Origin of the sequence: Pedobacter sp. KACC 23697 (assembly GCF_045348445.1) — a bacterium.
Classification (GTDB): Bacteria; Bacteroidota; Bacteroidia; order Sphingobacteriales; family Sphingobacteriaceae; genus Pedobacter.
Genome location: NZ_CP157485.1, coordinates 526,306 through 544,368 on the forward strand (window position 1 = coordinate 526,306; position 18,063 = coordinate 544,368).

The window sequence follows — 18,063 nt, forward strand, 5'->3', positions numbered from 1 at the left end:
GGAAAAAACAGGCAAACCACCCGAAACTTGCTAAGTTTAACCAGATTTTGATCGCCTGTTTATTTAATTCCGTTGCCAATTAATTTCTCTGCCCTTGTAAGATCTGTATTTCCGTTGATGTCTATCTGAAGAAAGTAGGGCGCTAGCCATTGTTGGGTTTTCTGGGCCTGTTTATTTACGGCTACATCCCAGGGTGCATAAATCCTGATTCCTCTTTTACCTGCTATGCCATTTGCAGTGATAATTTTATGCTGTACCAAAATTGCTTTTGGAAAAATAAACTGTCCGGATCGTCCGGCATCATTAACAGATATAATCAGCAGGTCAAATTCATCCTGATCAGTAAAAGGAGCCGTAATTCCTGCTTCATTTCGTTTCCAGATAGTTACAAACTGCCCCGCTTTGGTTGGGGTGATTTTAGAAAGTCGGTGTTTGATTTTCAGACCATTTAATTCAAAAGTACAGGCGGCATATTCCAGACTTTCATTTTCTATTTGTAGGTTACTTATTTGATAACCCAGTGGATCGTATACTAAATCGGATGCCGTTCTTAATAGAGATGAAATGCGGTTTGTAACAGTTTCTAATTGCATATGGTTTCCATAGCTTGGTAAGCGAAACTTATTGCTCTTCAATAACAGATTGTCCTGTCGATTGATCTCCTGAGGTCCATTGCCAGGTTTCATGAAGTCTGATTTTGCCATTAGCCAATAACTCTGGCTTTGACCTACATATTCCGGTCATTAATTCACCTTGTTTGTTTACCTGGTGATAGCGCATTTCGATGTTCCCATCCTGATCGACCAATCCAATCAAATGACCAGAAATAATTTTTCCACCCTCATATTCAGCCGTTAGTATATTTCCCTTCTGTTTATACCTGAAAATGGTTTCATCCGATGTTTCGCCATTTTCCGAATTGGTTACAGGTTTAAAAATCTTATTGTCGTAATTTATCATGAGTTGATAAAACTAAGCATCTCCGTTTGAATAAAAAAATCCCAACAGGACTCCGCAAAACTTAAGCCTTTAGCTAAATAGCTTAGCTCAGGCTTTCTTCTCTTTTGACCAACAGATAACTCTCCTCATTTAACCATAAGTAACCATATTCATAACAGAAAACATAGCTATTGCCATTTTGGGTTTCGTACCTGGAGGTATGAAATTCAAAATTAAATCCCGCCGAAACCAGCTTTTTACGGATGACCTTTGTTTTACCGTTTGGATTTAGTGCAGCAAGAATAGCACGATTCTTTTTTAGAATGTTATTTACCCTTTTAATCACGAGATTATCCTCGAAATTTAAACGATTGTTGTAATTGCTGCGGCAAGAATCATCGCAGTATTTTTTATCGGCCCTACCTTTTAGCGGGCTTCCGCAGTCTAAGCATAAACGTTCCATAATAATCGCTTTTTTTATTATGGGATGATGATCTAAGTTATAAAATAAAATAATGAATAAAAAATAAAATGCTGTAGTGCAGCTTAGAGTGTGCATTATCCGATTATAAACGTTTATAAACGGCTATAAATGTTTAACATCCGACTAATTTTTGATGCTGTTTGCAACTTTGTCCTGTCGGTCATCGAGGTGATGACTGTTCGTTAAACATTTAGAAACTTAAAATTTAAAAATCATGGAAAGTGCAGTTAACAAAGTAGTATTAAGTGGATTTGCAGGAGCAGATGCAGAGGTTAAAAATTTCGGAAGTCAAAAATTAGCAAAGGTTAACCTGGCTATAAATGAAAACTACAGAAATTCATCCGGTGAGGAAGTAAAAAGAGTGCAGTGGTTTAATTTGATTTTCTGGAACGCAAAAGCCGAACTGGCAGAAGCGCAGGTTAAAAAGGGTACCGCTTTAACTATCGAAGGTAGGTTACAAACGAATAGTTATGATGGTGCAGACGGGAAAAAACGCTACGCCATCGAAATAGTTGTTGGTGATATCGTAATTAAAGAAAAAGAAAAGAAAGAGATATTTTAGCTAAAGGAAGAATCGCATCATATGGATGAACAATTTATATGATGCGATTTAATCATTACAACCGGATAGAAAGGCCTGTATAAAAATTAATGCCTGTGGCCGGGTTAAAATATCTTCCATTTGCGGCATTTAAGTCATTACCTAAACTATATTGTACATTCAGCAGATTGTTTACTCCCGCAAAAAGGTCTAGACTGATTTTGTTGATGTTTAAATTTCTGATGCCTAATTTGCTTTCAACCAAATGATATCTCTTTGCAAAAACGGTGTTGGCATCATTCAAAGGGATTGAAGAAGTATAATTATGCTGTACAAAAAGGTAAATTGTTTTTGGAAAGTTAAACTCTAAACTATTGATCAGGACATTTTCTGGAACCCCGGTAAGTTTGTTGCCATCAAACATGTTTATGCCACTTGTGAAATTCTCAAATCTAAAATGGCTGTAAGTGTAATTGGTTCTCCAATGTAAACCTGTTAAAAAGGATGCGTTATTGCTGATTATCCAAATGGCCGTTTCCAGTTCAATTCCTCGCTGCCTGGTTCCGCCGGCATTGGTAAAATATTCGGTATCATTTTGATTTAACCTTCTAACGATAGCATCTTTTAATTGGTAGCTGAATAGGTTTCCGCTAGCGTAGAAGCGATTGTTTTTGGTTTTATAACGCGTACCTAATTCGTAATTCCAGCCAAATTCTGCCTGAAGGTCATTATTGATATTGTTATCTGAGGCCCTGACTTCTGCAATGGTTGGTGGCGAATAACCTTTACTGATTGAAGCTCTGGCCGAAAAATCAGACGTGATGAGATAGGATACCGCTGCCTTTGGCATAAACTGGGCATCGAACTTTCTTTGTTTTGAGGCAATAACAACCGGGAAATAACTCTCGTAATGGTATCTGTAGAAATTTAAACTCGAAGCAAGCTCAATCAGTAATTTATTTTTGATATCGAAGTTTAACCTCAGGTAAGCAAAATCCTGACCAGCTTTTAACCGGTCTGAAGCCTGCATTGCGGTAGCTTCACCAGCATTGTTATTAAAATTTTTAATCTGGCTTTTAGTGCCTGAACTTTCTAACCCAATCTGAGCGTTAAGCCTTATGTTTTCTTTAACCTCTGCATAATCCAGAAATGTTCTTAATCCGACTGTACTTTCATAACGTTGTTCGTAATTGGTAATAAAAGGGTTCTTGAAATCGGTATAGGAGGTAAATAAAGCAATGACGTGTTTCAATCGCTTGCTGATTTGATAAGCATTAGATATTCCCCCGAAAATGGTTTTATTATAAATAGCAGCTCGTTGCGAAATGGCTCCAGGTAATGTGGAGGTTGCCGGACGGGCCAGTCTGGGATTTTGATCTGATTGCAAAGCCGTTAATCCACCTGGTGTTTGGTACTTTAAATCGCTATAAAAAGCAAAAGCCTTTAAACTACCGGCATTGTTATAATTCCATTGCTGCAAGGTTTGAAGATATTTTCTATCCATTGCACTGTTCTCCCGATAGCCGTCACTTCTCTGGTATCCTTCGCTAAAACTGAAGCTGTATTTTTTGTATTGCCGTTTGATGGACGCTGTTTGATGGAAGAAGCCGTAAGAACCGCCTGTAGCTGAAAAATTAATTTCATTGCGATTTATAATGGACGGATTAATTAAAATGGCACCGCCGGTATTTGCACCAAAAATATTGGCTTCCGGACCTTTATAGATTTCCATCATTCCTATTGCAGAAGCATCTAAAGCATTTAAGTACGTATTTCCACCTGCGTCAGTTAAAGGAAAATCATCAATGTAAATTTTAATATTTCGTATGCCGAAAGGGGAGCGAAGTAAACTGCCACGGAGCGATAGGCGATAGCTGCCTGGCGAGCGTTCTTCCATACGTACTCCGGGAACCGTATTTAACATACTCACCAATGAGTTGTTGGGTTGATTTTTTATCAGGCTGCTGTCTATCAGGTTTACAGCTGATACTGATCTGAGTAAAGTTTGGTTATTATAATAACCTTTTACGGTAACTTCTTCGAGTTTTTTGATGGAATCGGGTTTGATGGTCTGCGCAAAGGCTGTAGAAAAAAGCAGGATAAACAGTAAGGTAAAGTTCGATTTCAAAATGTAAGAAGGTTTATTGAGCCACAGATTATTGAATAAAATTACTTTATATTCTGCTAATCTGTGGCTAATTTTAAATTATTTCGCCTCTACTTTCCAAATTACACCGCTAACATCATCTGCAACCAGCAAAGCACCATCAGGTGTTAGGGTAACGCCAACCGGGCGGCCATAAACTTCTGCCTTATCCTTGTCGGCGATAAAACAGGTTAAAAAATCTTCCATTTTTCCAATTGGTTTTCCATCTTTAAAAGGTACGAAAGCTACCTTATAACCGGAAATAGCAGACCGGTTCCACGAGCCATGTTGGCCTATAAATGCACCTCCCTGATATTTCTGCGGAAACTTTTTACCTTTATAGAAGGCCAGTCCTAAGGATGCGGTATGCGCACCAACCGCAACATCCGGAGCAATAGCTTTTTTTACCATTTCCGGGTTTTGGCCTTTTAAGCGAGGATCTTCATGTTGGCCATAATAAGAATACGGCCAGCCGTAAAATGCGCCTTGTTTAACACTCGTGATGTAGTCCGGAACCAGATCGTCGCCTAATCCATCGCGTTCGTTAACCGCTGTCCAAAGCATATTTGTGGATGGTGCCCAATCTATACCCACCGGATTTCGCAAACCACTGGCATAAATTTTTTCACCGGTTCCATCTGGGTTAATTTCTAAGATATTGGCTCTTCTTACTTCGTTTTCCATCCCGTTTTCGCCAACATTACTGCCCGATCCAACAGTTACGTAAATCTTACTGTTATCGGCATTGGCAATCAGGTTTCTTGTCCAGTGGTTGTTGTAACCACCTGCCGGGAGACTCAGGATCTTTTTACCTGTTGCCGTAATTTTGGTGTCTCCGGTTTTATAAGGGTATTGCCACAAACCATCGGTATTGGCTACATAAAATGAATTGCCTATAATCAGCATGCCGAAGGGTTGGTTCAAACCATTTAAAAAAGTTGTTACCATTTCGGCTTTACCATCTTTATTCTCATCGCGGTACAGCAGAATAGTGTTGGCACTTTTTCCTGGTACTTCTGATTTTGCTTTACCTGTTACCGTATTGGCCACTGCTTCAGCGGTACTTCTTTCTGAATTGGATAGGACTACCAATACATCACCATTGGGCGCTATATAGGTATTGCGCGGACTTTTAATGTTGGCTGCAAATTTGGTTACCGTAAAGCCTGCTGGTGCAACAGGTGTTTTTCCGTCCGGCCAGCCAATTACCTTGCTGAATTTGTTTTTTGCGGCATTGGTATCCGGAGCTGGCAAATCTACTGCTCCGGCTTTGGTGGTTACAGTGGTATCTTCTCCCTGTTTTTGAGATTTAGAATTGGATTGGCATCCAAATAGGAAGGCAGTAGAAAGCACTGATGCGTAAAAAATCTTATTTTTCATGTTATCCGTTTTTTGATTAAGAACTTATCTTAAAAAATATAACATCGAAAACGGAGAGATGTTTTTAGCGCTGGCATAATTGCCGCAAGGCCAAAATAATAAAAGGAAAGCACCCGGGAGCACCTTCCTGGAGAGCGCATATTATTTCCCCTGTTTTAATGCTATAATGATAGCAGGGAAGTATTTTTATAGTCCTTTAAATTAATTTCTTGATTGATCTAGAAAAATCAGGTCATCAAACGATGATATAATTTGAGCTTGTGGGAGCGAAGTAAAGGAATTTGATCATAAATTTTCCAGCGTTAATTTGAAAGCGATTCATTAGAACTAAATTACAGTATTACACCTAATTTTTTAGTTAAATTTTGTTAATCGTTTTTAACGCTGGATTGGTTCCGCTGATCTTTATTTGACCAGATTTTCCAGTAATTTCTGTTCAATGTCTTTGGCGTTTAGTATCAGCGCAGAAAATTGCGGATCGGATTTTACCAGTAAGAATTTCCCATTAGAAAGCACAATGGCTGAGGTACCGCAGGAAGTAGGCTCTTTAAACAATAATTTTCTCAGAAAGCCTGAATCGGTTTCTATTTCCAAACCCTTGGATTTAATAGGACTGAAACTTTTTCCTTCCTCCCGGTACTGGTAAATGGCAACTTTTGGTCTGGCCTCTGCTTTTTCCTGAATGTTCTTTTGAAAGGCCCATCTTACATTATTCAGGAATTCTGCGTTTTGGTAACTGAGGTCGTTCCAACAGTCGTCTTTATTAAAATCGTACTTAATAATAATGGTGTCTTTTAAAGTGAGCCTTTCATTTTGTTTTAAAAAAGTATGCAGCGAATCAATCTGTGCCTCGGATAATGTACCCGCCTGATAACGTTTATTTTCGTCAAGATATAATTTAGGCGAACAGGCATATATAAAAACGGAAAGAAAGATCAGATTAAATACCTGGAGTTTAATTTTAGAGATACGTTTCATTTGTGCGCATATTAGTAATGTCGAATAAATTTAGAACTAAAAAATTATTAGACGATATTTTTCATTACAAAATTTCGTCATTTCGACTGAAGCGCAGCGAAATGGAGAAATCCGCTTATATAGATATCTCGACTACATTGCACTCCACTACCATTGAGATTCCATTAGCTTATTCGTCATTCCCGCGCAGGCGGGAACCTTAAAGCTTATTGCATTAAGATTCCCAATCGTGTTGGGAATGACGACCCCTCGCGGATATCAATTCTCTAAAATCCAACCGTCATCCATGTTTCTTTATGAAATAAATTGAAACTCAGCATTGAAGATACCTTAAGTAAATCAGCTAAATTGTGGTTTAACCTCAACCTTTCAGAATCTTCGCTTTCTCCGTATCAAATTCTTCCTGTGATAAAATTCCGGCATCCAGTAACTCTTTTAAATCCAATAAGGCCTGTTTTTTGGTTGCCATATCATTTTTTGGAATTTCAACACTATTTTCTGTTGATTTTATATTTGAAGTCTCAATATTTGGATTAGCCGCGGGCCCGTATTTCAAGAGGAGCTCGGTGATTTCATTAAAGCCTTTAATGTTCGAATAATCAATGGCCTTTTGCTCTTTCACATTTACGATGGAGGGGTTGGCAGATTTTTCGAGCAAAAACTTAACGGCATCTTTTTTACCATTTGCTGCAGCATAATGTAAAGCGGTGTTGCCGCTTTCATCCTGGATATTCACGTTTGCACCTTTTTCTATCAGCAGCTTTAACATACTTAAATGGCCACTCTTAGCGGCTACATGCAGCATGCTTTCGCCTCCGTAATTGTAGTTATTATCAAAAGAGAAACTGGCCGAAATGGAAATGTTGTTAGCTGTTTCTACCCACTCCAGATACGAATACATGGAATCATCGTTGCCTGAAATTGGTTTGGCATAATTTACATCCACACCATTTTCCAAAAATAAATCGACAATCTCTTTTTGGTTATTGGCACAGGCATACCAGATTGGCGATAAGCCATTTTTTGAAGAAACAAATACATCTGCTCCTTTTTCTACCAATGTTTTGGTCAGCATGCGGTTGGCATCGTAACAGGCAAGCAATAGTGCCGATTCGCCATTGTGGTTTACCTGGTTGATGTTGGCACCTTTATCGAGGATCAATTCAACCATTGGGGTGTTTTTAGATTTGACTGCAAAAATCAGCGGTGAATCGCCATTTTTATTGGTGGTATTGATATTGGCGCCAAATTCCAGTAGTTTCTGAACCACTTCTTTATTTCTCCAGGCAGATGCGAGAAGCAGGGGCGTTTCTGCCTCGTTATTTTCACTGTCCACATCCAGGCCTTTATCAAGCAACTTTTCTAAAACTTCAATCTGGCCGTTTTGGGCAGTTAAGTGTAATAAACTATTGCCTTTAAGGTCTTTAATATCAACCCTTGCACCTTTATCCAATAAATAAAGCGCCGTTTGTTTCTGTTTTTGCAGACAGGCAAAATAAAAGGGTGTTTCACCGTCATGGTCTTCGTAATCTAAATCTGCACCTCGTTCGATTAACATTTTTACCAGATCCAAGTATCCATGATGTGCAGCGTAATGAAGTGCCGTCCGGCCTTTTTCATCCGTGTAACCTACTTCTACTTCATTATTGGATAATAAGAGTTCGGCTATTTTCCTTTTGCCGCTTTCGCAGGCAATTATAAATGACATCGACATATTTTAAGATTGTTTCATGAGCAGTTCAACAGTTTTTATTTTCAGGTTATCATCTGAAGCCAGCATTAAAGCCGTTTGATCCTTATCGTTGCTTAACATCGTATCTGCTCCGTTTTCGATCAGGAGTTTCACTTTACGATAGGTTTCTTTTGCTTTTTCGGCTTCATAATTGACATTGTAAGCGCAAACTTTATGTAGCAAAGTATTTCCCTGATCATCAGTTCTGTTGATATCTACCTGTCCACTTTCTAACACTGCTTCTAGAATATTGGCCTGTTTTTCGGCAATTACATCCAATGGAGTTTTATCAGCACTGTACCAGGTACTGTTTTGGTATAGATCGGCCCCATCGCCAAGCAATTTTTTAAGGAAGTTGATGCTGCTTTCACTGTTCGACATCATACGCACGTATTCAAACAACAATGTTTCCCCTTTTTTGTTAACCTGATCAAACGCTGGGGAATCAAAATTGCGCAGGGTGTCGTACATACTTTCACTTTGAGCATGTGCCACGGCATAAAAGAAAGCTGAATTACCGTCGCGATCGATATGGTTCGGGTCTGCACCGTTTTCTAACAAGTGTTCGATTAAATTCTTCTTGTTAAACTTTATCGCAATAATCAAAGGCGTTTCCTGTACAATATTGCCTTCATTAATATCAACACCTTCGTTAAGCAGAATATCGATGTACCCTTTAATTAAATCGGTGGTTTGTTCTTCATTCAGGTTATACCTGCGCAGATTGCTTTTTACGACCTGGTGGATGTAGTTTTCTTCCGCATTGTTTTTAAAATTAGTCGTGCAGCCTGCATCAATACATGCTTTTATTACGCCTAAACCAACGCCATTTTCGAAGAGATAACCCAATAAGGTTTTCGCATTTACTTCATCGTTCAGGTTATCGAAGTGACTAATAAATTCGTTGAAGAAGGCAATGTCTTCCTCTTCGTTGCCGAGATTGCGAACAATACTCTGGAAAATACTTTTGTCAAAATTGTCGAATTCATAAATGTCGGTTTCGATGGTCTTATCTTTAACCATCATATTCAGGATTTCGTATTGTTTTTCTTTGATGAGGTTGTCGAAAATTGATGATTTCTGATAATCCTGCAGGTTTTTGGAGAGTTTTTCGCCGTTTTTCATCAAGTTTTTAGCTTCATCAAATTTTCGGGCATTTAACTGTTGATCTAAGGTAGTTTCGGTCATTTCAATTAAAATTTTTAAAATAGATAGATATATGCGCTTCTCGCTACAAAAGTTTAGCCAAAGAATTTGTGTAATCTAAAACTATCGGGAATGTTGCAGTGAATCAGAATGATAAAAAATGTCTTGTTAGCTGCTTAGTTTTTGGAAAGTAATTGAAGTGTTCTATAGGTTAATTTCTTCCTGCTCTGCCTACTGGCGTGAAAAATGGCATCTGTTCGATCAGGTTTAGCTTGGTCGTTTTACTGCTACTAGGCTGGTTTTCCGTGCCACAGGCCCAAGTTTATAGCCCTGATCGGAGCGGGCATCCTGAATTTTTCCATCGGGATAAAGCGGAGAGCAAAGAATAATGGTAAAAGAAGCGAATGGCCTTGCGCTACAAACGATTTACCTTCATTAACATTTTACATTTATTTTTTTGGAAAGCAATTGCAGTATTCCATAGGTTAATTTCCCCCTGCTCTACCTGCTGCCATGAAAAATGGCATTCGTCCGATCAGGTTTAGTTAAGGTAGTTTTCTGCTACGATGTTAATTTTCCGTGCCATAGGCCCCGGTTTATAGCCCTGATCGGAGCGGCATCCCCGATTTTCATCGGGATAAAGCGGAGAGCAGGAGTAACGATAAAAAAAGCGAATTACCCTGCGCTCCAAAACAATTTACCGTCATTAACATTTTATAAAGCAAATATATCTTAATCAGAAATACATAAAAAAGTGGACGGCCCTGTGCTCCAAAACAATTTACCTTGATTAATATTTTACTAAGGGAATAATGCATCTACCTCATAAATAACATTACTGTGTTCCTTAATTCATTCGATTCTTTTATCTTTAGGCGATTTTAAAAAGATTGATTTAAACCAGTCTAATAATTAAACTTAATAAGCAAAATCAATATAACATGTCAAATACATCAAAAATTATCTACACCAAAACCGATGAGGCGCCAATGTTGGCAACCTACTCACTTTTACCTATCGTACAAGCTTTTACCGCTTCAGCGGGTATTGATGTAGAAACCAGAGATATTTCTTTAGCAGGAAGAATTTTGGCCAACTTTCCGGAGTATTTAAAAGACGATCAAAAAATTGGTGATGCGCTGGCAGAACTTGGTACTTTAGCTACCACTCCAGAGGCAAACATTATCAAATTGCCCAATATTTCTGCTTCTATCCCACAATTGGTAGGCGCAATTACGGAGCTTCAGGCGCAGGGCTTTGCTATTCCAAATTACCCTGATAATGCACAGAGCGACGAAGAAAAAGCGATTAAAGCTAAATATGCAAAAGTTTTAGGCTCGGCTGTAAACCCGGTTTTACGTGAGGGTAACTCTGACCGTAGGGCACCTAAAGCGGTTAAAAACTACGCTAAACAAAACCCGCACTCCATGGGCAAATGGTCAGCAGATTCGAAAACCAAAGTAGTCAGCATGACTGAAGGCGATTTTTATGGTTCGGAGAAATCTACCACTGTTGCTGAAGCAAGCCAGTTTAAAATAGAATTTGTAGCTACTGATGGTACGGTAACCGAATTAAAAGGCTTATCCCCACTAAAGGCAGGAGAGGTGATTGATAGTTCTGCATTGAGCTTATCGGCATTGAAAACTTTTGTGGCCAAAGAAATTGCTGAAGCTAAAGCTGAAGGTGTTTTATTATCGGCGCACTTAAAAGCAACCATGATGAAGGTTTCCGATCCGATTATTTTCGGAGCCATTGTAGAAGTTTATTTCGCAGCTGTATTTACCAAATATGCAGACCTTTTTAAGGAACTAAATATCGATACCCGCAATGGTTTAGGTGATGTTTATGCAAAAATTGCAGGCAACCCTAAACAGGCAGAAGTTGAAGCCGCTTTGGCACAGGCCATTGAAAATGGACCAGCCTTAGCCATGGTAAACTCTGATAAAGGCATTACGAACCTGCACGTGCCAAGTGATGTGATTGTAGATGCTTCTATGCCGGCCATGATCCGTACATCGGGACAGATGTGGAACAAGGAGGGCAAACCTCAGGACACGATCGCTTTAATTCCAGACCGTTCTTACGCTGGTGTTTACACGGCAACCATTGATGACTGTAAAGCTAACGGAGCATTTGATGTAACTACCATTGGTTCGGTACCAAATGTTGGTTTAATGGCGCAAAAAGCTGAAGAATATGGTTCACATGATAAAACTTTCCAGGCTACAGGGGCAGGGATTATCCGTGTTACTGATGCTGATGGCAAGGTGTTTTTCGATCAGAAAGTAGAAAAAGGCGATATCTTCCGTATGTGCCAAACCAAGGATGCACCGATCCAGGATTGGGTAAAATTAGCGGTAAACAGGGCGCGTTTATCAGAAACGCCTGCGGTTTTCTGGTTAGATGAGCAAAGAGCGCACGACAGAGAGATTATTGCAAAAGTAAATACCTATTTAAAAGATCACGATACTACAGGTTTAGACATCCGCATTCTGGCTCCTATCGAAGCTACTAAATTTACTTTGGAGCGTATCCGCAAAGGTTTAGATACCATATCGGTTACGGGTAATGTTTTGCGTGATTATTTGACAGATTTATTCCCGATTTTAGAACTGGGAACATCTGCTAAAATGTTATCTATTGTACCTTTAATGAACGGTGGTGGTTTGTTCGAAACCGGTGCCGGTGGTTCTGCTCCAAAACATATTGAGCAGTTTATTGAGGAAGGTTATTTGCGTTGGGATTCGCTAGGGGAGTTCCTGGCACTTCAGGCTTCTTTAGAGCATTTATCGCAAACCCAAAACAATGCAAAAGCGCAGGTATTGGCAGATGCCCTGGATGAGGCAAATGCTAAATTTTTGGCAACTGATAAATCGCCGGGCAGAAAATTAGGAACCATCGATAACCGTGGTTCTCACTTCTATTTAGCCTTATATTGGGCCGAAGCATTAGCTGCACAAAGCAAAGATGCTGATCTGAAAGCCAGATTTGCGCCATTAGCCAAAACCCTGTTGGAAAAAGAGGCGAAAATTAACGAAGAATTGATCGGTGCACAAGGTAAACCTCAAAACATTGGCGGTTACTATAACCCTGATGATGAATTGGCAAGTAAAGCCATGCGTCCAAGTGAAACATTAAATGCGTCTTTAGCTAGTTTATAAGCTAAGTGGTTCACTTTAATGTGCTTCTTTAATTGAGAGTTGACAACTCCTGAAATATTTAGCGTCCTGATGTAAAAAATCGGGACGCTTTTTTTATGATGTATTATTTCCAATTTTTATTCATTTCGCTGGAATTTTATGATTCTTATTCATTTGGAAAGCAGTGGCAGAAGCATTTGGGTTACAGTAGTCCCGCTCCCGCTTCTGCTCCCGATGAAGGATCGGTAGCATCCCGCTTTGATCGGGTTTAGGTGGATGGGACAGCGATACTATTTATGTAGATGTAGACCGAAAAGAAAATCATTTACCATCACCAGGCCAGAAATAAATGGCAAAAAAGAATATAGAAGAGGCAATAGAGAAAAAGAAAAGTAGAAATGAAGTGTTACCGGCATCTTCAGTGTTATCATAAATGATTAATCCATCCGAGTTGATCTGATAGACTTTAACATCATCAGATAAAAGACTTTTCTTTAGTAAAAGACTGAGATTTTTTGAAGTTTTTAAAGCCTCATTCACCGCATCCAATTCGTTTCTACTGTCGTGGATCTTTTCTAGTCTTTGGTTAATTTTAAACGATTGCCTGTTATTTTTTAGTTTAAAACTTAACACGGAAAATTTGTTGGTATCAGCTTCGGAAGAACGGCTTCTTGGAATTATTACGGTTTCAATATCAACCATTGAATGCTCAAGAATGCCGTTGGTTTCTTTAAGTAAGCTCCTGGAAAAAAGAATGTCAACCAAAAGGTAAATGGAGAAAATTAAAGTAACGAAACCTGGTATTAAAGCCCTGAGATTTTTCAATGTTGTAGCGTATCTTTTATTAGCATTTTTACCGTAAATTTAGTAGGATAATCTAACTTACCAAATGGAATTTTCAGGCACTTGGCCTGCGTGAGGAATAGGAACGGAAAGCCCGCAGCCCGGTTTTTTCATCGGGCGAGGACTTGCAGTGTATAGCCCGGCCCTTGCGCAGCCTGGGGCACGCCCTGATCATAACAAAATTCTTTTACGAAGAAAAACCTTATCTACACCGCTTTGTTATAACATTATAAATTATAGGAGACCAATACTATGGCCATTAACGAAAATAAAGGATCGCAGGATAAAATACACAGCACTACCGAAAATAGTGAAATTAACAAAGAGAATCTTGCTTATGATGAAAGTAAGCAGAGTTATGAGCTTGATGTTAAGGGAACGGATAAAGAATATGATCATCCGATGGGATATGAAACTGTTGCTGCAGGTGCAAGAGATGACGATTCTACTTATGATGAAGCAAACCCTTATGTTGGGGATGAGTATGCCCGGAATGAGGACATAGCTGAAGATAATTTAGAAGAACTAGGTATGCATGTAGATAACGGGGAGAGTGTAAAACTTAGTGCAGAAGATGAAATTCTTGCACGTACACCCGAAGATAACCGTGATGATCTGGATGAAGAAGGTTATCCGGTTAATGATGCGCCAAAAGATTAATTAAGAGTTTTCGGTTGGCAGTTTTAATTCAGCTGCCAACTGAAAATTACTAACTGAAAACTGCCTAAGGATTAATATCTAAATTAAATCTTCTCCTCAGTTCGTCCAATTTGGGATTTTTATTGACCAGGTAATCATACTTTTCGCGGTTACCGTAGAGCCTGTTTTCTATCTTCCGTTCGGTTAATTTATAAGTAACTTCGATACCAAAATTTCTAAGTTCGTTCCGTAAGAAATTTAAAAGTTCAACAGATTCTTGTTGTACCAGATGTTCCTGTGTTTTACTCTCTACCGAAATTTCGATGAGCTCAGGATTTAAAAGTTTTGGCGCAAAATTATTTAAGATCGTGAAAAGGTTAATCTTATCGGCAGCCTTCATTTTCTGCGTAAAGGCATTCCATACTTCCAGCAAACGGTCGTAACTAAAAGGCTCCCTTGCTTCTCCGGTTGCTTTTTTCGGTCCCTTATCTTCTTCTTCCTGTGCTATGCGATCAAAATCGTTCAAAGAAGGAATGAGCATACTTGTTGCTTTTGCCTTGGGTATATTGATGCTGATGGAAGTGGTGGATGGTGGGGGATTACTCACTCTCGGGCTTTCCTTTGCTTTTTCTTCTACAGGGATACTGGGCTGTACAGAGATATTAACAGCAGGTGCCGGTACAGAAATAGTCTTTTCACTTTCAGCCTTTAGCTTTGTACTTTCAGCTTGCTCAGCTACGACATTAGTTTTTTTTTTATCCTGATCTCCGTCAGTTGCTGTGTGATTAGGGCTTAAAGGTTGTTGTGCTAAATGGACGACAGATCGGATATGGCACATTTTAATCAATGCCAGCTCTACCTGTAAACGCTGATTTTTAGAGTTTTTATAGTTTAAATCGCAGGTGTTGGCTAAATTCAGCGCGGTTAACAGAAATGATAATTCGGTTTGCCTGCACTGATCAAGATATTTTTGTTTAATATTTTCGCTAACTTCTAACAATTTAATGGTAGCGGCATCTTTACCCACCAATAAATTACGGAAGTGACTGGCTAAGCCATTGATGAAGTTGTTGCCATCAAAGCCATTATTCAGAATTTCGTCGAAAAGGAGCAATGTCTGACTCACTTCTGCTGCGGTTAAATAGGAAGTAAGCTTGAAAAAATAGTCGTAATCTAAAATATTGAGGTTGTCGATTACCGCTTTATACGTAATGTTCTTGTTTGCATAACTGGCAATCTGATCGAACATGGAAAGCGCATCACGCAATCCACCATCTGCTTTTTGGGCAATAATATGCAAACCGTCACTTTCGAAAGCTATATTTTCGCGCTGGGCTATAGTTGACAGATGGTTTGCAATATCTTCTACCTGGATGCGGTTGAAATCAAAAATCTGGCAACGTGATAAAATGGTTGGCAGGATTTTATGTTTCTCGGTCGTAGCCAGGATAAAAATAGCATAAGAAGGCGGTTCTTCCAATGTTTTCAGAAAGGCATTAAATGCACTTTGCGATAACATATGAACCTCATCAATAATATAGATTTTATACTTTCCGGCTTGTGGCGGTATACGTACCTGCTCAATTAAACTGCGGATATCATCAACAGAATTATTTGAAGCCGCATCTAATTCGTGAACATTAAAAGAATGTCCGTTCTGGAAAGAAAGGCAGTTATCGCATTGGCCGCAGGCTTCCATATCCGCTGTAGGATTGGTACAGTTAATGGTTTTGGCCAGGATCCGTGCGCAGGTGGTTTTACCCACTCCACGTGGCCCGCAAAATAGAAATGCCTGGGCAAGCTGATTGTTTTTAATGGCATTTTTTAACGTGCCGGTAATATGCTGCTGACCAACAACGGTTTCGAAGGTGGCTGGGCGGTATTTACGGGCAGAAACGATAAAATTTTCCATCGGCACGAAAATAGGAAAAATTTAGGTGTTGTAAGATTGAAAAGTTGGAATGTGGAAAAGTTGAAATATTGCAATCGGTTACAAAAGATGAAGTAACATTTGATAAGAGATTTAATCTAACCGTAAACTTTTATATATGAGAATATTAATTTTTATCAGCATCATTTTATTTTCGTTTACAGGCGCTTCGATGGCACAGGTTGATACAATAAATGCCCGAAACCATAAATTGCTGATAAATAATCTGAAAGAAGGAAAAAACACCTACCTGGTTTATATGACCGATTCTCTTGAAACAAAGCGCACTATTGGAGATATTTGGGAAAGAACTAGCACTTTTAAAAAAAGAGATCAAACTGAAGTTGTAGAATTTAGATGGAATTGGCTCCATAACGATTCCCTTATCGCTCAAATAACGAATATATGCGAGCGAAAAACAATGTCTCCAATTTATCATTGTGCCAATTATAAACGCAGGGGTATTTTTGCTTACGATTTTAAAAATGGCCTGATGCAGCCATCTGATACGGTTAAAAATAATGATGCCATCAAAAAAGGTCCGGTTAAATTGGATATTCCGGTCATTTCATGGGAACAGGACCTAGAAACCTATGCCTTATTACCAATTAAAAAGGTTGGTCAGCAATTTGATATTTCCTTTTTTGATACCAATGAAAAATCGGCAACCTACCATCGTTATGAAGTGGTTGGTAAAGATGAACTGAAATTAAATGCAGATCTCACCGCCAAATGCTGGCTTTTGAAAATTAATTACAGCCAGGACAGTTATGCCATTTTCTGGCTAACCGAGAAATCAAAAGAGGTGATTAAAATGAAAGAATATTATAAAGGTAACTATCGTATAAAGGTGAAACAATATTAATATTTTAACGATGTAGATTGTAAAACTGTTTATAGCTGGTTTCAAATGCATTAAAGCTGCCGTAAGTAATTGCGATGGCTTTTTCAGTTTCATAACCTTGTGCAGTTAGCCTGACGATGTTTTTTAACGCGGTGGTGCTTTTGTTTTTAACGAAATAATAAATCATGCTATAGGCCGTATTATAATTGTCGTCAATCCCATGGCCATAAAAAGTGGCATCATAGATCCTGAAAAATGTTTTTAGCCTGTCGGTATCCTTATACGCTAAACCTGCTTTTATGCTTTTAATCCGGTTGCCCTGAGGATAGGCGTATAGGTTTCCTTCACTGTCAAAATCCAGGGTTTCAAAAAACTCAGCTAAGCCCTCATTTAACCATTTTGGTGCTTTTTGGTAATTGAACTGGAAAATACTATGACTGGCCTCGTGCAGGGCCACGGGAATAAAATCGCCACTCTTCATAATAAAAGCCTGGTTTATTGCCGGAACGTAGAATCCGGTTGATAATGGCGCGTTATACTTATTTTTTTCTATGCGGTAATCTTTTGATTTTCCATAAAGATTGATTTTAACAGGGGCCGTAATGTTATTGCTGGTTTCGAAAATTTCGTTGCAGAACATGCGCTCGTAAGCAATCAGTTTTTCGATCTTCTTCTGCTCGCTATCGCTTATTTTGCAGTTCATCGTATTAATTTCCACGTATTGGGCAAAGGAGAAGAAACTGATCAGGCTGGCTGCTATTAATAATAGGATTTTGTTCATGTTGAGGAAGTGTAGCCTAATATATTACATAATCGACTATTTCAATCCATTTTTGTACAAAAATATTAATGATGTTTTTCCTGCCAAAAATTAAATCTATCTTTGAAAAAATGATCTTTATGAAACGCCAAACGCTCATCCCTTTCATTTTATCCTGCTTATTGCTAATTGTATGTTCCTGTAAAAAGGATCCGGTTGATGATTTTAAAAGTAAAATTATTGGCGATTGGAAATATGAAAAATTGGTGGAGAAAAACTATGATTATACAGGTAAATTGCTAAATGAAACAACCACGTTGGCAAAAAGAGGGGAGTATTACCACTTTAACAAGGATGGGAAAGCAATTCAATATTTTGATCAGATTTCTAACGATACTTATACCATCATTTCAGAAAGCAGATTTGAACTTAAAACGGGTTTGGTAAACCCATGCAGATTAGTCAGTATCGATAAAAATACTTTTGTCTTTATTGTTGAAGGGCCTAAGCGGGATCAGTTAGATTATAAAGAATATACCCATTATTTGAAGAAATAAATCA

16 protein-coding genes are annotated in these 18,063 nt (G+C 38.7%); 5 read left to right on the forward strand and 11 right to left on the reverse strand.

Features of this window, described 5'->3' with window-relative positions:
* Positions 1-59: 59 nt before the first annotated feature.
* The 3 genes from ABEG20_RS02035 to ABEG20_RS02045 all read right to left on the reverse strand — a co-directional run bounded on the left by ABEG20_RS02035 (position 60) and on the right by ABEG20_RS02045 (position 1,402).
* A complete protein-coding gene (locus ABEG20_RS02035) occupies positions 60-593 on the reverse strand; it encodes a MepB family protein (RefSeq protein ID WP_406825753.1) in 534 nt (177 codons plus the stop codon).
* 28 nt (positions 594-621) lie between these two features.
* On the reverse strand, positions 622-960 hold the full coding sequence (locus ABEG20_RS02040; RefSeq protein WP_406825754.1) for a n-acetylglutamate synthase: 339 nt from the start codon (positions 958-960) through the stop codon (positions 622-624).
* Positions 961-1,042: 82 nt separating this feature from the next.
* Positions 1,043-1,402 carry a hypothetical protein gene (locus ABEG20_RS02045; RefSeq protein ID WP_406825755.1) on the reverse strand — a complete coding sequence of 120 codons (360 nt, stop codon included), beginning with the start codon at positions 1,400-1,402 and terminating at the stop codon, positions 1,043-1,045.
* 235 nt (positions 1,403-1,637) lie between these two features.
* Here ABEG20_RS02045 and ABEG20_RS02050 point away from each other — a divergent pair, with 235 nt between their 5' ends.
* Positions 1,638-1,985: a single-stranded DNA-binding protein gene (locus tag ABEG20_RS02050; protein WP_406825756.1), complete on the forward strand. Its 348-nt coding sequence runs from the start codon at positions 1,638-1,640 to the stop codon at positions 1,983-1,985.
* Positions 1,986-2,040: 55 nt separating this feature from the next.
* Here ABEG20_RS02050 and ABEG20_RS02055 read toward each other — a convergent pair whose 3' ends face one another.
* From ABEG20_RS02055 to ABEG20_RS02075, 5 genes are all read right to left on the reverse strand, one after another.
* Positions 2,041-4,092 carry a TonB-dependent receptor gene (locus ABEG20_RS02055; RefSeq protein WP_406825757.1) on the reverse strand — a complete coding sequence of 684 codons (2,052 nt, stop codon included), beginning with the start codon at positions 4,090-4,092 and terminating at the stop codon, positions 2,041-2,043.
* A gap of 78 nt (positions 4,093-4,170) precedes the next feature.
* Entirely contained in the window at positions 4,171-5,490 is a 1,320-nt protein-coding gene (locus tag ABEG20_RS02060; RefSeq protein WP_406825758.1) for a PQQ-dependent sugar dehydrogenase, read from the reverse strand.
* Positions 5,491-5,895: 405 nt separating this feature from the next.
* Positions 5,896-6,468: a hypothetical protein gene (locus ABEG20_RS02065; protein WP_406825759.1), complete on the reverse strand. Its 573-nt coding sequence runs from the start codon at positions 6,466-6,468 to the stop codon at positions 5,896-5,898.
* 361 nt (positions 6,469-6,829) lie between these two features.
* Entirely contained in the window at positions 6,830-8,176 is a 1,347-nt protein-coding gene (locus ABEG20_RS02070; RefSeq protein ID WP_406825760.1) for an ankyrin repeat domain-containing protein, read from the reverse strand.
* A gap of 9 nt (positions 8,177-8,185) precedes the next feature.
* A complete protein-coding gene (locus ABEG20_RS02075) occupies positions 8,186-9,388 on the reverse strand; it encodes an ankyrin repeat domain-containing protein (RefSeq protein WP_406825761.1) in 1,203 nt (400 codons plus the stop codon).
* An 899-nt stretch (positions 9,389-10,287) separates the two neighbouring features.
* Between ABEG20_RS02075 and ABEG20_RS02080 the strand changes: the two genes are divergently transcribed.
* Entirely contained in the window at positions 10,288-12,507 is a 2,220-nt protein-coding gene (locus tag ABEG20_RS02080; RefSeq protein WP_406825762.1) for an NADP-dependent isocitrate dehydrogenase, read from the forward strand.
* Between the two features lie 300 nt (positions 12,508-12,807).
* On the opposite strand, the gene ABEG20_RS02085 is transcribed toward ABEG20_RS02080, so the two are convergent.
* Complete coding sequence (locus tag ABEG20_RS02085; protein WP_406825763.1) at positions 12,808-13,311, reverse strand: hypothetical protein; 504 nt, start codon at positions 13,309-13,311, stop codon at positions 12,808-12,810.
* A 270-nt stretch (positions 13,312-13,581) separates the two neighbouring features.
* Between ABEG20_RS02085 and ABEG20_RS02090 the strand changes: the two genes are divergently transcribed.
* Positions 13,582-13,989 (forward strand): hypothetical protein, encoded by a 408-nt coding sequence (locus ABEG20_RS02090; RefSeq protein ID WP_406825764.1) that lies wholly within the window; start codon positions 13,582-13,584, stop codon positions 13,987-13,989.
* Between the two features lie 64 nt (positions 13,990-14,053).
* On the opposite strand, the gene ABEG20_RS02095 is transcribed toward ABEG20_RS02090, so the two are convergent.
* The gene (locus tag ABEG20_RS02095) at positions 14,054-15,880 is read right to left on the reverse strand and encodes a DNA polymerase III subunit gamma/tau (protein WP_406825765.1); all 1,827 of its coding nucleotides are present in this window, start codon (positions 15,878-15,880) and stop codon (positions 14,054-14,056) included.
* Positions 15,881-16,016: 136 nt separating this feature from the next.
* Here ABEG20_RS02095 and ABEG20_RS02100 point away from each other — a divergent pair, with 136 nt between their 5' ends.
* Positions 16,017-16,763, forward strand: coding sequence for a hypothetical protein (locus tag ABEG20_RS02100; RefSeq protein ID WP_406825766.1), 747 nt, complete (start codon positions 16,017-16,019; stop codon positions 16,761-16,763).
* Positions 16,764-16,767: 4 nt separating this feature from the next.
* Here the strand turns inward: ABEG20_RS02100 and ABEG20_RS02105 are convergent, their stop codons facing one another.
* Complete coding sequence (locus ABEG20_RS02105; RefSeq protein WP_406825767.1) at positions 16,768-17,523, reverse strand: DUF1570 domain-containing protein; 756 nt, start codon at positions 17,521-17,523, stop codon at positions 16,768-16,770.
* Positions 17,524-17,642: 119 nt separating this feature from the next.
* Between ABEG20_RS02105 and ABEG20_RS02110 the strand changes: the two genes are divergently transcribed.
* Complete coding sequence (locus ABEG20_RS02110; protein ID WP_406825768.1) at positions 17,643-18,059, forward strand: hypothetical protein; 417 nt, start codon at positions 17,643-17,645, stop codon at positions 18,057-18,059.
* Positions 18,060-18,063: the final 4 nt, after the last annotated feature.

Excerpts from the sequence above, each read along its gene's own strand:
- ABEG20_RS02090 (WP_406825764.1), top strand. The coding sequence starts at position 13,582 with ATGGCCATTAACGAAAATAAAGGATCGCAGGATAAAATACACAGCACT.
- ABEG20_RS02110 (WP_406825768.1), top strand. The coding sequence starts at position 17,643 with ATGAAACGCCAAACGCTCATCCCTTTCATTTTATCCTGCTTATTGCTA.
- ABEG20_RS02065 (WP_406825759.1), bottom strand. The coding sequence starts at position 6,468 with ATGAAACGTATCTCTAAAATTAAACTCCAGGTATTTAATCTGATCTTT.
- ABEG20_RS02095 (WP_406825765.1), bottom strand. The coding sequence starts at position 15,880 with ATGGAAAATTTTATCGTTTCTGCCCGTAAATACCGCCCAGCCACCTTC.
- ABEG20_RS02100 (WP_406825766.1), top strand. The coding sequence starts at position 16,017 with ATGAGAATATTAATTTTTATCAGCATCATTTTATTTTCGTTTACAGGC.
- ABEG20_RS02105 (WP_406825767.1), bottom strand. The coding sequence starts at position 17,523 with ATGAACAAAATCCTATTATTAATAGCAGCCAGCCTGATCAGTTTCTTC.
- ABEG20_RS02045 (WP_406825755.1), bottom strand. The coding sequence starts at position 1,402 with ATGGAACGTTTATGCTTAGACTGCGGAAGCCCGCTAAAAGGTAGGGCC.
- ABEG20_RS02040 (WP_406825754.1), bottom strand. The coding sequence starts at position 960 with ATGATAAATTACGACAATAAGATTTTTAAACCTGTAACCAATTCGGAA.
- ABEG20_RS02050 (WP_406825756.1), top strand. The coding sequence starts at position 1,638 with ATGGAAAGTGCAGTTAACAAAGTAGTATTAAGTGGATTTGCAGGAGCA.
- ABEG20_RS02070 (WP_406825760.1), bottom strand. The coding sequence starts at position 8,176 with ATGTCATTTATAATTGCCTGCGAAAGCGGCAAAAGGAAAATAGCCGAA.
- ABEG20_RS02080 (WP_406825762.1), top strand. The coding sequence starts at position 10,288 with ATGTCAAATACATCAAAAATTATCTACACCAAAACCGATGAGGCGCCA.
- ABEG20_RS02035 (WP_406825753.1), bottom strand. The coding sequence starts at position 593 with ATGCAATTAGAAACTGTTACAAACCGCATTTCATCTCTATTAAGAACG.
- ABEG20_RS02060 (WP_406825758.1), bottom strand. The coding sequence starts at position 5,490 with ATGAAAAATAAGATTTTTTACGCATCAGTGCTTTCTACTGCCTTCCTA.
- ABEG20_RS02075 (WP_406825761.1), bottom strand. The coding sequence starts at position 9,388 with ATGACCGAAACTACCTTAGATCAACAGTTAAATGCCCGAAAATTTGAT.